Here is a 14,825-nt window from a genome sequence, read left to right on the forward strand (position 1 = left end):
CTTTAGCGGAAGACACGCCACTGACACTCACTAATCTGGCTCAGCCAAGGTTCAGCGGGGAGACCGAAGCAGGGTTGAAGGTGACGCTGGAGATTGAGGGCAAACAGTACCACAGCACTGCGGATCAGCACGGTAAATGGCAAATTCAGGTGGGAGACGCGCTCAGCGACGGGAAGCACGATTATAAATTAACGGTGGCGGATGCGGCGGGGAATCACACTGAGCAGCCCGGATCATTGACGGTTGATACCCAGAAAACTCCCTCCGGAGTCAATCAGCCTCCGGCAAAGGACCATGTAATGGATGCTATCCCATTAGATATGGTGAGTATGCCTGAAGAGCAAGACAATTATTTTTAATTACCAGTTTACCCTCAGGATAATGCCTAATTTAATGATTAGGCATTATTGATAATAGTGTGTATGTAGGAAAAAAATTGTCCACCAACAAGCTAAAATGATGGACAACTTTATACTCGGAAAACAATGGAGGGTGTATTAAGGGCAAAATCAACTTATCGTTACATTGAGAGGTTGACTTTGTTGATAGAAATTCTTAAAGGCTTGAATAAAATGCGGAATATCGTCATAACCTACTTCTTGTGCAATACGAGGCATTGGCATATTGTCGACTTTTGACAGCATCATCGCTTTATTCATCCGCGATGTTAGGCTGATGGTTGAGAAATTAGTGTCTTCACTTGCTAAACGACGTTTTAATGTTGATGTGCTCATGTGTAGCTGTTTAGCGATGAGCTCTAAAGTACAATTTTGTTTTCCTGAGTTGTGATAAATATAATCATAAACTTTGTCTTTAGTTAAAACATTCATGGAAGTTTGTAAGGTAGGATAAAACGTATTTTCAAGTAAGAAAAAAGACAAAACAAAATTCAAATGAATCGCCATTTTATTGTCTACATTCTTTATTTTTGTATCTGTATTCATTTCTAAATGGCGAATCTCTTGAATTGCTGAATAAAAAACTTCCCCTAATATTGGGGTATTCGAAATATCAGTAGTACAAACTTGGCTGTGATAATGTGTTTTTTTCTTTTCTATAAATAATGCGCTATTTTGTTTATAAAAATAATTTAGCATTTCAGCGGATACAGGCATAATATCGAGCGCTATCTTTTCAGAGACGGCTTTTTTGATGAATTCAATGACCTTACCTTTAGGCAAAAAACAGATGTTGTTGGTCGATAGGTTACACCACTCCCCATTCTCAATCCGCAAACAGATACCACCTTGCTTTACTTTTAATAAAATCGCATTAGGGAGGTAAAAATGATTTTTTATTTCACTGGGTGCTGCTTTGATGTAATTAATTAATGTTTCTTCGCAAAAAACAATCGACATAAGTCAAACCTAAAGAGTAAGGGTCATAGTAACTTATTTTAAATAGGGGGATCTATTTCGGGAGTATTTAAAATAAACGTTTTTATTGATAGAGACATCTTAATTGGAATTTTTTTTGTATATTTAACTCGTAGTCGTAAATTTTTATTTTTACAAATAGTGATTTACTTTTTGTATTGAAGAGTGCTAATGGTATGTTATTAAAGATTTTTTTTTGAGAGAAAGGTGTGTTAATTATCGACGTTATTTTTTATATTTTAAATTCAGTATTACAGAATAACAGAAATAATGATAAATATATTTAGAAATACGATTTTTCATTAAAAGCGGATAGGGAAATTAACGAGACTCGCGATGAGGGAAAAATGCCCCTCATCGCGATACATTTATTTCAGCATCTGATTAAATTGGCTATACAGGGCTTGAGCGCTTTTCTTATAACCATCCGCAGAGAAGTGAACATTGTCTGGGCGAGCTAAGCCTTGAGATGCCCAAGCACGGATAGAGCAGGGCCCTCCCATATTCGCTTGCCAATCCCAAAATAAGGTGTGCTCTTGAGCTGCAATATTCTTTTGAATACGGATCACATCCATCAAATTGACGGGCATTTGAGCATGACACCCAGCAGCGTTACTGAATTTAATGGAATCGCTTGGTCCCACTAACATAATGACAGCATTAGGAGATTGCTGACGAATTTGCTGAATTTTATCTCGCAGATTTTGCTCATATGCCGCGAGGTTCAATGTGTCATTAAAGGCTTCGTTGGTCCCAAAAGCTAAAATAACCATATCCGGTGACATCTGAGCTAACGTCGCGCTCCATTGAGGCTGCCATTTATCCAACATATTGATCGTTGCCCCGTTCAAACCGATTGCAGATAACATGACACCAGGTTTATTTGAACGGACTAACCAGCCACCCACTTTTAGACGACTTGTTGACCCCACAGAGACGGTTGACGGCAATTGAGTATTCACAGGGGCAGAGAATTGCCAGCTATTTCCCGTTGCTGGGAGTGCAACCGTTGGAGAAGATGATGGTGAAACTTGCATCTGGCTACCCGTTGAACTTTGGTATAACGCTTGTAAGCGGTAACCATTTTGGACGGGTTGTAACGGTTTCAGTAATACACTGCTTTTCCCGCTTTGTGGCTCGGCGATCAATCCACCTAATGGGTAATCAACACGCTCATCTTTGCGGCTACTGGAGAGAGACCAGTCGGATTTATCGCTCATGCGATTAATCGTAGCGGTGCGTTGACCTGGTACCGAAATTGGCGGTACAAACCCTGGTCCTGCATCGCCATAACGTTTTTGGAATAAGTTTCTCAGCTCACCAGTAAAAAAATCGGCAGCCGTATGAGAGTCCCCTATCTGGACGATATGGACTTGTTGGTTGCCTTGACGCAACTTAGTGGCGAACTGACTTAAATTGGGTTCACTGTTATTGACCAACTGCCCTTGCTCTGTCGGTGCAGACCAGTTGGGTTGCGATGTTTTACCGCGTTTAGTATCCGGTGTCTGACAAGAGACTAAGCTGAATGACAGCAGTGTTATAACACTAGCTGTGAGTAGCTTGCTCTTGACCTGATTCTGGTTGTTCAGCTTCATGAGGCTCCTTGTCTTCCTCTTCGAAATGGATCAGTGAAAATACGCTTTCGGCAATCATTTGTTGCCCTTTGCCACTGAAATGGATCCCATCACCACTGCGCAATTTTATAGCATTGCTACCATCACCAATATAGTCGGAATAGTCGTCATTTTTATATTTAAAGACGTCATTGGCGGAGATGTACATCTCGCCATACTTTGCCACTTCGGTTTGGTAGAGACCACGTAGGAATTTCATACCGTCAGAAAGGGTATTCTTGCGCATATTCGGTGGACCCACCCAAATCACATCCACCTGATGTTGGCGCGCGGTGGTAAGAATTTCACTGATACGCGAGCGATAGGTTTGTTCCCATTCTTCACTCTTAAATTTCACATACTTATAGCCGGATTGTGGTGGCATATCCCACGGATCATTTGGACCTAAAAATACCACTAATACTTTGATATTAGGGTTATCGTTCAATGCTTTGGCAATGGTATCTGGCCAGTTAAAAAACTTAGGGTATGCAAGCCCAGTGCTCTGCTTACTTAAGTTAATACTCTCAATATTATACTTTTTCAACAGCATATTTTTAACATGGGGAGCGACGCCTTGCATCATGGAGTCCCCTGCAAACAGAACTTGATCCCCTGCGGCGATATTCGCGACCTGTTTTTGAACAACTGGCCCTTCCGGTTCTGCAATCGTCACACCCGCAAAGGTACGCCCCTGCATTTTCGAGCGGGCTTGCGGGCGCTTTAATAACTCAGGGAAAGTGACCGACAAACTCTCAGCAGGGTAAATATACCCATTGACAAAGTGTAGCCCGACACGGAAATCTTGTGGAAATACGCGTTTTTCTTGATTGTTAGCCCGTTGAGCGGCGGGTTTATCTTCCGCCGCTTTTTGCCCCGAAGCATGATAGACAAACGTTGAGCCCGCTTCTTGGACGCCATCATGTAATGCGCTTCCGTAATCCCACACAGGGTTTCCGCTTATTTTCGCCCATGGCGTATCTTGGTGATATTTTTGTTGCCAGAATCGTTCTAAGGAGCTTTGGTTTAACCAAATCAGTAATAATCCGGTAATGATGACGATTAACAGCACTTGCCCGGTTTTTTTCAGGTTCTTTTTAAACTCAGAAGTTAGCATAGATAAATCCTGGCATTCCCGAAGGTGAAAGCATAAACATAATCGTTAATACAATGGCTAATGGAATAGGGTAGTAGTACCAAGCGATATCCTGATATTTCTTGGCGATGTATTGATAGCCTTGAACAAAATAAGGATAAGCAAGGAACAAGAGCCAGAATGCAATCAACAAGCCGAGGTTAGCGCTAATCGATGCAATAAACCCAGGTTCAATAAATTGATTGAGCATCACCAGTGCATCATCAAACGAAGAGCTACGGAAGAAAATCCAAGCAAAGCAGACAAAATGGAAAGTCAGAATACGTGCAAGTAATTTAGAAATATGCGCATTCGGAATTAAGTGGGTTCTACCCATTTTTTTCATCAGCTCGGTTTTGATATTGAAAATCACCGTACCGAGACCATGAATTGCGCCCCAAATCACAAACGTCATCGCGGCGCCATGCCATAGACCTGATATCAGCATCGCGGTGAGAACGTTGATATTCTTGCGGACAAAACCTTTTCTACTGCCACCTAATGGAATGTAGATATAGTCCATGATGAAAGTGGATAAGCTGATATGCCAGCGTTTCCAAAAGTCTTGTAAGTTAGTGGCTAAATACGGCGCATTAAAGTTTACAGGAACTCTAAATCCTAAAAGTAGCGCAATCCCCGTGACTAAGTTGGTATAACCGGAGAAGTTAAAATAGATATTCCACGCATAAGCATAGGTGGCAATTAAAATTTCGCCTGCACTGTAGCCAGCAGGGGCATCAAACACGGGATTAACATAGTTTTCAGCAAGGTAAGAGCTGAAGAGAAACAGTTTTACCAGTGCTAAGCTAATGAGCAATAGGGCGCGTCGTGAATCGAGAATTACACGGCTTTCTGCTTGGATTTGCGGTAAAAAGTTTTTCGCGCGGTTAATTGGACCTGCCACAATACTTGGGAAAAAAGCCAAATATAATACGACGTCAAAAAAGTCCGCTTTTTCAATTTCCTTGCGACAGACCGAGACAGTATAACTGACGGAATGGAAGGCATAGAACGAGAGCCCTAAAGGTGCAAGGAGTTCCAATATAGGAAGCCCCACACTGAATCCAAATTTATCCAATGTTTGTTGGATAGTTTCTTGGAAGAAGGAATAGTACTTAAATGCGGTGAAGCACCCAATGATCCCAGCGGCTAATAACGTATAAATCCATCGGTTAGATAACCATACCGTTGCCCAGTTGGTGAGGAGATAAATAAATAGAGTGTAGCCGAACAGAATATAAGCAAAATCAGGACTAAAAGAATAGACGAAGAAATAACTTGCTGTAATGAGCAACCCATTCTGTAATTTTGAGCTGGGTTGGCAGCCCCAATAAATAAGAAAGAAAACTAAGAAAGAGCCAAGAAACTCAAATGAGAAGAAATTCATATTAGACTCAAGTGTTATTTGTTATGGGTGACCATAATATTTATTCTTTTTCCCTATGCAATCGGAATTTCGTCATATTTCAATTTACTCGTCATACTTCGAATTTTAGGGGTGTTGGCTACGCTCAGCTACCCTAGTCACATACTTATGTATGCTCCTAGGGATATCTTCTCTTGCCGCCTACCTAAAATCCAAATTATTTAGAGTAAATCGGGGATAGGGAAAAATGAGTTATGTAAGACTCAAAGTCTAAGAAGTATAGCCGCAGTGGGGTGGGTTGTCATATTTCGAGCGGATCGGAAAAAGTGCAAAAAAAATCCACTTTCGAGAAAGTGGATTTTTATATCGTGTACCCGGTGTGTAGATACTAAAAATTAACTGCGAGTCGCTGCTCTTTGTTGAGCTTGTGTAATCAGTTCTTCGTTGCTCGCGTACATCTCTTTCAAATAGCGGTTATATGATGAACCTAACTCTGAGTACCCTTTCATATCGTTAATCAGTTTGATGGAGTCTAATTCATCTTGTGATTGACGCTGCTTTGCACGCGAGTGACGTAAAGACTCATACGCGTTATGGGTATTCATGTTCTTCATATAGGCTGTCACTGTTGCTTCAACAGAAGCATACGTTGAGTAGCCTTTGATCTTTCCTTTGTTAACTTGGCAGCCGCTACCACAGCGCATACCAAATAAATTTCCGTTTTTTAGAGCAAGTTGAGAAGTACCCCAACCGGACTCTGTTGCCGCTTGTGTCGCAACTAAATGCGTTGGCATGATGTCTACACGGCTTAACAGTTTATCCCAATTAATACGTTTTGGGTTGCTACAACTGATGCCATAACTATCGCAGATCTGGGTTAGGCGACGTAGCTCTTGGGCGCTCCATTTGGTGTTTGCGCGCACGGAAAGCAGCCAGTTACGCTCTTCCATAATCTGTTGATTGACTTTTTCAATCACAGGGACAATCGTTTTCAAAAACGCTTTCTTACGTGGAGTACCAGACGGGTATTTACGCATATCAGGCAGAGGTGTTTCTGCTTGATTTGAGTTTTGTGCCGACTTCAGAGTGAAGTCTTTTTTAAGCATCGTACTGGTACTGGTAGAGCCAAAACTGAGGCCCGAAAATAAAAGTAAAAATAAGAAAGCGAAGACGGCGTTTGTCCTCATCGTTCGAGAGGGCATTTGCTTCTCCTATGTTTCTCTGAACAAAAATCGAGCGAATGGTAGCAGAATAATTTTTCACGAGCTACCTTTATCCGACTCGCATTAGCAAAATTTCTGTATTTATTTGTCATTAAGTGTTGATTTATTGCAACTCAATGATTTTATGGTTTGTATATTTACTTTATTTATATTTTCAATGCTGTATTTATCAATTTTTGTTTTTTATTTCAAACCAGAACTATCTAATTTAAGTTAAATTTGATTATAATTCAAGCAATTGGCAGGTATGTAGTAGGGTTATTGTGGTTAAAAAGTAACCATTCAGTGGTTTAAATTTTAACCAAAAAGCCCTGTTTCGCATTTTATGAGCAGTGTTGAGTATTAAAAAGACAATATCAAAATGAAAGTTAAGAGTCTAAAATAGTCAAAAAAAGCCCCCTTTTTTGGCTATTGGTCTCCCTATCAAGAAGAATGCTTTACCTGTTTTTTATTCACTCAATAATAACGTTTGTTGTTTTTGATCTTCTATTTTGGCTTTCTCGGCAAGCGCCTCAAAATCACTTACAGTCCAATAAGTTTCAGGAACAGGGAGTTGAGCCATGTTCGTCGTTGGCGCTAAGCGAAATTGCGCGAGATCTGATAATACAAATCCTGCATATTCTGATGGTAAGCTGAGTTTTAACCCTAAGCTTGGTATCGCTTGAGTGGGTAAAAAGGGATATCGGCTGTCCGTGACGTCATAATTACGAGTGAGCACTAAAAACTTATCTGGAACGCGCTTTGCACTATTCCACCAAAGTCCATCGACTTTATCGAATGCATGGCGAGTTTGAGATCGCTCTTGAGCGCCGAGTTGCTTCAAGGCGATAGGAATGAGAGATTCTAAAGATTGTGAGAATATCGCAAGCGATTCAGCACGACCTTGTAAAATCAGTGAGCTTGCCAGCCTTGCTCCTACTAGGTTTGAATATAAGTCTTCAGGTGAAAACGCAGAGATGCCTTCGGAAAATCCGGGGACTGACTGATACCCATACCATTGTGCAATCTCATGCCAAGCCGCTAACTGGAAAGCAAGCTTTGCGGCTAAGTAAGTACTTAACGTATAGCGTTCAGCGGGTGAGGCGGGTGGTGTAAAGGCTGAGAAATGAATCTGCCGGCTCGCGAGCTCATGATTCAGCGTTAGCGTCCATTCCTCCCCCAGCTTTGGGTAAATTTGGCTAAAGAGATAGAGCGTATAATCGGCGGTATCTCTGACATGGGCAATATCAATAAATCCACCTTCAGTGGTATAAATCAATCCCACTTTTTCTTTACTGATCCCTAATAAATCAGCGGCGGCAGAAAAATAGCTATCATTATAATGATGTTGACCCAGATTATCGGCTTCAACCACATTATCAATGGTATAGAAAGGAACAGGAATGCCAGCCACTTCAGCTTGCAGATCATAACCAAATGCGCAACAGGCTCGCAGTCCTTGAGGCGCGTCTAAGTTTTGTAGTACTGGCCAAGCTTGCACGGCTTCCTCATGGGAAACTGTCTCTAGATTAATACGAGCGGCAGGCAAGTTCAGCTCTTCGCGAGTTTGACACGCGACGAGCATCAATAATATAGATGAAGTGATTAGCAGCTTAATCATTAGAAAGACTCACCGACTTGGAAATAGACCCCAGTACTGTTACGACCGACACCAAAATCCAGCCGAACATTCATTCGTGGTTTAAATTCAAAACGATAACCTATACCTGCGCTTGGTAACCAGTGACCTGAACCTAATTCAGAAGGGGAATCGCTCATCGTTCCCGTACCTAACCAACCCACAATCCCATGCCGCCAGTCCAATTTATGGCGTAACTCTACTTGGCTGGTAAAAATATTATTGTCCCGATAGCGACCTTCATAGTAGCCCCGCATACGATTACTGTTACCTAATAAAGAAAGCTGGTTCCATGGAACATCCCCAGTCGTAAAACGGGCATAGTTATCCATAGCGACGACGGTTTTCTCTGTGAGCTCATGGTAATAGGCATACTGTAATTGAGTGGCTTGAAAACGGGTATCACTGCCAAGGTTCGGTGAAAAATAGGTATAGATGACTTCGAGTGTTTGCCCATGGTGCGCATTGGGCAAAAAATCACGGGTATCGTAGCTGTAATAAGCGCTGACCCCTGAACTAATCACCGAGCGTCCCCCTACAGATTGTGAAAAATAGGTTTTCGCGCCTTCGTCCGGATCACTGGCATTGATTGACGAAAAATTCCAACCCAACCCGACATAGGTAGCATCAGTTAGCTTATATAAAGCTCTTGGGGTGATTTTAAACTCTTGAGAGTGATATTTTTCTTTATTACCGTCATTTTTACCCGCCGCGTAACCTTTGCCCCAGTAATAAGTTGGAACATTGTTGATGGTACCAGACAAAAATAGTCGCCACTGGTCGTGATCCACAAAGTTATAGTTGGTGAAGTTCAAACCAAATGCGCCGGTGGATGAGGCAAAACCACTTAAACCGATAGAGGAGGGCTGAGTTTCAGTATCTTGTTTATCGAGACGATAAAGTCCAACCAAGGCTGTGCCGACGCCTAATCCCATTTCAGGAGTATAAAAGGGACCGGGTAAAACGCCCCAATCGATGGTTTTAGACTCATCAAAGCTATTTTCTCCCCCAAGCTCACTGAGCCAGCCATCAATTTGTTCCCGTTCAGGCAGTATTTGAGCTTGTGAGGAGAACGCAACAAGAAGGCTGAGCAGTGTCAGCCTATACCCGTGTTTCTGTGGCAACATTAAAAACGGAACTCGCCTGAAATAAAGAAGCTATTACGGTTGTTAAAGCCCACTTCGGTCAGAACGTTAAAGTTACGGGTTAACTCAACGCGAGCCCCAACGGTATTGTTCCATTTATGCGCAAGGTGCTGTTCAACATCGAATTTAGTATCGGCAGGCGCTAAAGCCATCATACCTTGTAGCTCTGGTGGTAAGTCCAAATTACTAATATTACCCTTAAAGCGTTGGGTAATATCTTGGTACATGGCACCCGTCCAGATTTGCACTTTAGTATTACCTTGACCAGAAATGAGCGGCTCAAAAACAAATTCATAACCAATGCGAGGAGTAATGACTAATGCTTTTATATCACCGTCAATAATATCTAAATTGGTTCTGGTGTAGTTAAGATCTAATGTTGAGAAAAATTGGTTATAAGCCCCAGCAAAAGTGACACCACCACCATAAGACTTCCCGTCATATTTGAGCTCAAAAGGCAGGTTGCTACCAATATGCATTTTTTGGTATTTACCCAGTATTTTTACGTTTGCATCAATATTGGTTAAATTAGTCTTGGAAGTACCTTTGGTTTTACCATAAACACCGTAGACATTCATAAATGGCAATACCCAGGCGTCTAATTTCAACATTTGGGATTCGCTTTTACTGCGAGTGTGCCCTGTTTTGATATCTAAATCTTTATTGATATCAAACTCGACAAGCTTTCCAAACTTTATTATTGAATCAGATTTGAAACCAATTTTGTCCACTACGACATCTTGGCGCAGATTCATATACCCATAGCTAGCACCAAAAGGTTGTGGCAAATCATAACCACGAGCGCGTGCCTCATCTCCCCAAAATGGTAAAATGCGGGACTCAGTTGTTGACGAACGAGTAATACCACCTTCGCTATTATTTTTAGGGACACCGGATTCACTCATACTTAATGAAAATAGTGGTGTGTCACTATCGGCAAAACTGGCAGGAATTGCCAGACAAGATGAAAAAAGCAGCGCTACGCTGTATTGAATGCGTGTCATAATGGACTCAATGATTAGTAGAATAGAATGAAGAAAATAAAAAATTATCTTAAGTTAATTAATTTACAGTTATCGACAAAAGTTTAGCATATATGGCAATTGATCATATGGCTCATGGTGCTTTTTTTATGATATTTTGCTGCCAAAAATGGAGATTATCAATACGCTAGGTGTGATTGAAATAGTGGGTAAATGTGACTGAGGCGCTAGTGATGGTGCCGAAATTGAGTGTACTTCAGCACCATGAAAGAAAGGTATTATTTGCTGTTTTTCTGATGAAATTGAACACGCTCATGGAAGTAGTCTTTTAAATGCGCTTCCATGCTGTGAATTTTTTGTTCCAGCGCATTAATTAAAACATCATCATTGTTCATATCAAAAACGCGCTTCATTGCGAGGTCATCAATATATTCTTTTTGTTTCTCAGATAAATCAGCCATGCTTAAAACCTCTAGTTTCAAAACCTATACAAGAAAGGGACCAACGATGTTGGCTATGTTGATTCTCATTGTGCCTCAGTGAATACAGGATGAAAAGTGGAATTACGTGGCATCAAATAATGATGATTGGTGTGTTTAGTTCAAATATAAGAAATTAAATACCTATCTGATTGGGTTAAGAATAATCACAATATTCTTACATAATATAAGCTGATATCCTCCGGTGAGATAATAAATAACAGGGAAAAAATAGTGAACAATAAACAACAATACCTTGATATTGCTGCTGGCAATGGAGAAAAAGAAGCCTCGATGATGGTGGCTATTCCTGCGTCAGAGTTAACCTCCCTACAAATTGAACAGCGTCTTGAAGAACAAACTTATTTTACTGACGGTGAAATTGATTATCTTCCTGATGAAGATGGCGGCGGCTTTTTCTTTACCTGTAAACGTGGAGAAGAGGATTTACGCTTTTATATCTCTTTAGTCGAAAGTGATCCGGAATACACCATTAACCCTTATTTTGCGACAGACCCTATTAGCCAAGAGCTGTATGCGCAAGCGAGTTCTGCACCACAGGCGGTGGTGGTTGAATGCTTATTCCAAGAAAAACCCTTAGTGAGCTACCTCCAACAACTGAAAATTATCCAAATTTTAGTACCGGATTTATTATTGGGCTTGGATATCTCCGCAGCAGGTAAAGTCTTTACTCGCGAATGGCTTAATTTTCAATTAGTTGATGATTTAATGCCGAGTATTGATTCTTTATATGTGGTACACGCAATTTACGATCATGATGAAAACTCAGAAGATTCAGCACCAACCAAATATTGGTTCCATACACATGGTTTAGCACGTTGTGGTTTATCAGAAGCTGAAATCATTATTCCGCACCCTATTGCATCCTATTACGGGATCCCTGAGTTATTCTGGAGCTTTGTCAATAACAGTATTACCAACGGAAAAATCGACTTTAATGAGCCAATCTTTATTGGGCAAACGCAAACGGGTTATGAATATCTCGTGGCGGTACCTTTTGAAGAGGGGCTGCGACATGTGGGTGAATCCACACCGATTGATAATTTAAAACCACTGGAAGAGATGAATTTTGAATTCGGTGATGCCGACTCTGAGCGTTTTATGGGGGATTGGCACGATCGTGACGAATCTCATCAACACCCTTCGGTGATGTTATTCCGCGTAACCCAAGAAAATCCAACCTTGGAAAGTTTCTTTGAAGGGTATGAAGATCAGCGCGCGATGATGTTTATGCGCACTGATGAAGAGACCGCGGATATGTCTAGCAAGGCGAGACTACGTTGGGAATATTTCACGCACATGCTAGATAATTATGGTCCAAAGCCGGTTGTACCTAAAAAAGGTTTGTTTGCGAAGCTGCTCGGAAAATCGGAAGAAGAGGAAGAGTCAGAATGGCGCTTTTTAGTCAAATGTGGCATTAGTTACCAAGATGAAGAGGGTGATGAAGGTCATGAACATATGTGGTTTGAGCCACTGACATGGAAAGGCGACCAATTTGAAGGTCGTTTAATTAACCAGCCGTTTTACGTAGAAACCATGGAAGAAGGGGGTGTTTACCCTCTGACTCGTGAAGATATCACGGATTGGACCCTATATTATCAGGACGGCAGCTATACTCCTGATACAATCTACAAACTTCTTAGTGGTGCCCAAGTTCATTAATGCGGATTGGGCACTGAATTTAGTGCCCTTTTTTATGAGCTAAGTGTGATAATGACCCAACCTGAACTGTACCAATACGCCCTATTTCTACTTTCTCGACGCGATTATGGTAAAGCGGAATTATTTGCTCGCATGAAACGCCGTATGTATGAAAAAAATGACGGTATTATTGATGAGCAATTGATTGAAGGGGTGGTAGACAAACTCAGCGAACAGCATTTTCTGGATGATAACCGTGTTGTGTCATTGTTATTGCAAGGGTATGCGCGCAAAGGGTACGGACCTTTGCGTATTAAACAAGAGATGCGCCAAAAAGGATTTACTGAATCGTTGGTCGAACACCATCTTTCTGAGCTTGATGTGGATTGGTTCGAAAAAGCCGCAGACGTTCGTTGTAAAAAATTTGGGGATGACATTCCAACGGATTTCAAAGAGAAAAGTAAGCAAATTCGTTATCTGCAATACCGTGGTTTTTTTGGTGACATGATTTTTGAGCTATTTTCGCGTTAATTTTTGCAGTTAATCCCATTCTGTTTAGATTGTTATTCTCTTGATAATAACCCTCTGTAATATAACTTGGATTTCTATTATTTGACTTTAGTTTAAATAATAAAGGCTTCTGAGTTTCATTTCTTTCTTAGAATAAAAAAATATTATTTTTTAACTTGTTTTTTTATCTATTTCTAGATTAAAAATATTGCCCAATATGATCATTATCAGTGTATTTCGCTTTTTTTTTAGGCAGAGTACCACCAATAATTACAAAATGAGACAGGCAGGAGAAACACATGATTGAGCTCTTAATAGGCGTAATAGTCGCCGTTGGAGTCGGGCGCTATATAATAAAGGGCTACTCAGCAACAGGGGTATTAATGACAGGGGGTATTTTACTCCTGATTATTACCGCTTTGATGGGTAAAAGCATTTTACCAGAATCAGTGAAAGCAACGGGATGGCGTGTTACTGATATTCTGGAATACATTAAATTCTTATTAATGAGCCGAGGTGGTGACCTCGGTATGATGATCATGGTGCTATGTGGGTTTGCTTCTTATATGACGCACATTGGCGCAAATGACGTAGTGGTTAAAATTGCCTCTAAGCCATTAAAAATGATCAACTCGCCTTACTTACTGATGGTTGCAGCTTATATTGTGGCGTGTTTAATGTCACTGGCGGTATCTTCTGCAACGGGCTTAGGGGTGTTATTAATGGCGACCCTATTCCCAGTCATGGTGAATGTCGGAATCAGCCGCGGTGCAGCGGCGGCTATTTGTGCGTCACCTGCAGCAATTATTTTGGCTCCAACTTCAGGGGACGTTATCCTCGCGGCAAAAGCCGCTGAAATGCCACTGATTGATTTTGCCTTCAAAACCACACTACCTATCTCCATCGCAGCGATTATTGCGATGTCGGTAGCTCACTTCTTCTGGCAGCGTTTTCTTGATAGAAAAGAACATGTTAAAACAGAAATGTTGGATGTGAACGAAATTAAAACTCATGCCCCAGGTTTCTACGCCATCTTACCATTCACCCCAATCATTGGTGTTTTGGTGTTTGATGGTAAATGGGCTCCAGAGCTGCATATCGTCACGATTATTGTTGGCTGTATTATTATGGCGGCAGTCATTGAATTCATTCGCAGTTTTAGTGCAAAACATGTCTATGGCGGCTTAGAAGTTTGCTATAGAGGGATGGCGGATGCATTTGCTACCGTTGTGATGCTGTTGGTTGCCGCGGGTGTTTTCGCGCAAGGCTTAAGCACTATCGGCTTTATTAAAGGATTGATCGACTTAGCTCAATCTTTTGGCTCTGGCGCCATTGTCATGATGATTGCGCTGGTGGTTATCACGATGTTAGCGGCGATGACAACAGGTTCAGGGAATGCGCCATTCTACGCATTCGTTGAATTGATCCCGCACTTAGCGAAACAAATGGGGGTTAACCCAGCTTACTTAGTGATTCCAATGTTACAGGCGTCTAACTTAGGTCGTACATTGTCTCCTGTTTCTGGTGTGGTGGTTGCGGTATCGGGGATGGCAAAAATCTCACCATTTGAAGTGGTGAAAAGAACGTCAGTTCCTGTGTTAGTTGGGCTTATTGTTGTTGTGATTGCCACTGAGATCCTAGTGCCGGTTTATTTGTAATAAAATAGGGGCATTATCAAATAATATGGCTAGAAATTATTCTGGCCATATTATTAT

General features: G+C 41.3%; 13 protein-coding genes. 4 read left to right on the top strand and 9 right to left on the bottom strand.

The window, feature by feature from the left end:
* The coding region (locus PROVALCAL_RS19855) for an Ig-like domain-containing protein (protein ID WP_006658226.1) at positions 1 to 359 on the top strand (359 nt) is incomplete at its 5' end.
* 150 nt (positions 360 to 509) lie between these two features.
* Here the strand turns inward: PROVALCAL_RS19855 and PROVALCAL_RS05915 are convergent.
* The 9 genes from PROVALCAL_RS05915 to PROVALCAL_RS05955 all read right to left on the bottom strand — a co-directional run bounded on the left by PROVALCAL_RS05915 (position 510) and on the right by PROVALCAL_RS05955 (position 10,920).
* Positions 510 to 1,358 (bottom strand): helix-turn-helix domain-containing protein, encoded by an 849-nt coding sequence (locus PROVALCAL_RS05915; RefSeq protein ID WP_006658227.1) that lies wholly within the window; start codon positions 1,356 to 1,358, stop codon positions 510 to 512.
* Between the two features lie 386 nt (positions 1,359 to 1,744).
* Positions 1,745 to 2,971 (bottom strand): SGNH/GDSL hydrolase family protein, encoded by a 1,227-nt coding sequence (locus PROVALCAL_RS05920; protein ID WP_006658228.1) that lies wholly within the window; start codon positions 2,969 to 2,971, stop codon positions 1,745 to 1,747.
* Positions 2,922 to 4,106: an SGNH/GDSL hydrolase family protein gene (locus tag PROVALCAL_RS05925; protein ID WP_006658229.1), complete on the bottom strand. Its 1,185-nt coding sequence runs from the start codon at positions 4,104 to 4,106 to the stop codon at positions 2,922 to 2,924. Before PROVALCAL_RS05925 ends, PROVALCAL_RS05920 begins: the two co-directional genes overlap by 50 nt.
* Complete coding sequence (locus tag PROVALCAL_RS05930; RefSeq protein WP_006658230.1) at positions 4,093 to 5,511, bottom strand: MBOAT family O-acyltransferase; 1,419 nt, start codon at positions 5,509 to 5,511, stop codon at positions 4,093 to 4,095. The genes PROVALCAL_RS05925 and PROVALCAL_RS05930 overlap by 14 nt, the downstream gene beginning before the upstream one ends.
* A 374-nt stretch (positions 5,512 to 5,885) precedes the next feature.
* Positions 5,886 to 6,692, bottom strand: a complete 807-nt coding sequence (locus PROVALCAL_RS05935; RefSeq protein ID WP_006663355.1) for a protein bax — start codon at positions 6,690 to 6,692, stop codon at positions 5,886 to 5,888.
* Positions 6,693 to 7,161: 469 nt separating this feature from the next.
* On the bottom strand, positions 7,162 to 8,313 hold the full coding sequence (locus tag PROVALCAL_RS05940) for a DUF4056 domain-containing protein (RefSeq protein WP_006658233.1): 1,152 nt from the start codon (positions 8,311 to 8,313) through the stop codon (positions 7,162 to 7,164).
* Complete coding sequence (locus tag PROVALCAL_RS05945) at positions 8,313 to 9,458, bottom strand: BamA/TamA family outer membrane protein (RefSeq protein ID WP_006658234.1); 1,146 nt, start codon at positions 9,456 to 9,458, stop codon at positions 8,313 to 8,315. Before PROVALCAL_RS05945 ends, PROVALCAL_RS05940 begins: the two co-directional genes overlap by 1 nt.
* Entirely contained in the window at positions 9,458 to 10,480 is a 1,023-nt protein-coding gene (locus PROVALCAL_RS05950) for a hypothetical protein (protein WP_006663352.1), read from the bottom strand. Before PROVALCAL_RS05950 ends, PROVALCAL_RS05945 begins: the two co-directional genes overlap by 1 nt.
* Positions 10,481 to 10,737: 257 nt before the next feature.
* Positions 10,738 to 10,920 (bottom strand): hypothetical protein, encoded by a 183-nt coding sequence (locus PROVALCAL_RS05955; RefSeq protein WP_006658236.1) that lies wholly within the window; start codon positions 10,918 to 10,920, stop codon positions 10,738 to 10,740.
* A 252-nt stretch (positions 10,921 to 11,172) separates the two neighbouring features.
* On the opposite strand from PROVALCAL_RS05955, the gene PROVALCAL_RS05960 reads away from it, so the two are divergent.
* From PROVALCAL_RS05960 to dcuC, 3 genes are all read left to right on the top strand, one after another.
* A complete protein-coding gene (locus PROVALCAL_RS05960) occupies positions 11,173 to 12,621 on the top strand; it encodes a DUF4026 domain-containing protein (RefSeq protein ID WP_006658237.1) in 1,449 nt (482 codons plus the stop codon).
* A 51-nt stretch (positions 12,622 to 12,672) separates the two neighbouring features.
* Positions 12,673 to 13,131 carry a regulatory protein RecX gene (locus PROVALCAL_RS05965; protein ID WP_006658238.1) on the top strand — a complete coding sequence of 153 codons (459 nt, stop codon included), beginning with the start codon at positions 12,673 to 12,675 and terminating at the stop codon, positions 13,129 to 13,131.
* Between the two features lie 278 nt (positions 13,132 to 13,409).
* A complete protein-coding gene (gene dcuC / locus PROVALCAL_RS05970) occupies positions 13,410 to 14,768 on the top strand; it encodes an anaerobic C4-dicarboxylate transporter DcuC (protein ID WP_006658239.1) in 1,359 nt (452 codons plus the stop codon).
* Positions 14,769 to 14,825: the final 57 nt, after the last annotated feature.

The sequence above is a fragment of the Providencia alcalifaciens DSM 30120 genome, from assembly GCF_000173415.1.
Taxonomy (GTDB): domain Bacteria; phylum Pseudomonadota; class Gammaproteobacteria; order Enterobacterales; family Enterobacteriaceae; genus Providencia; species Providencia alcalifaciens.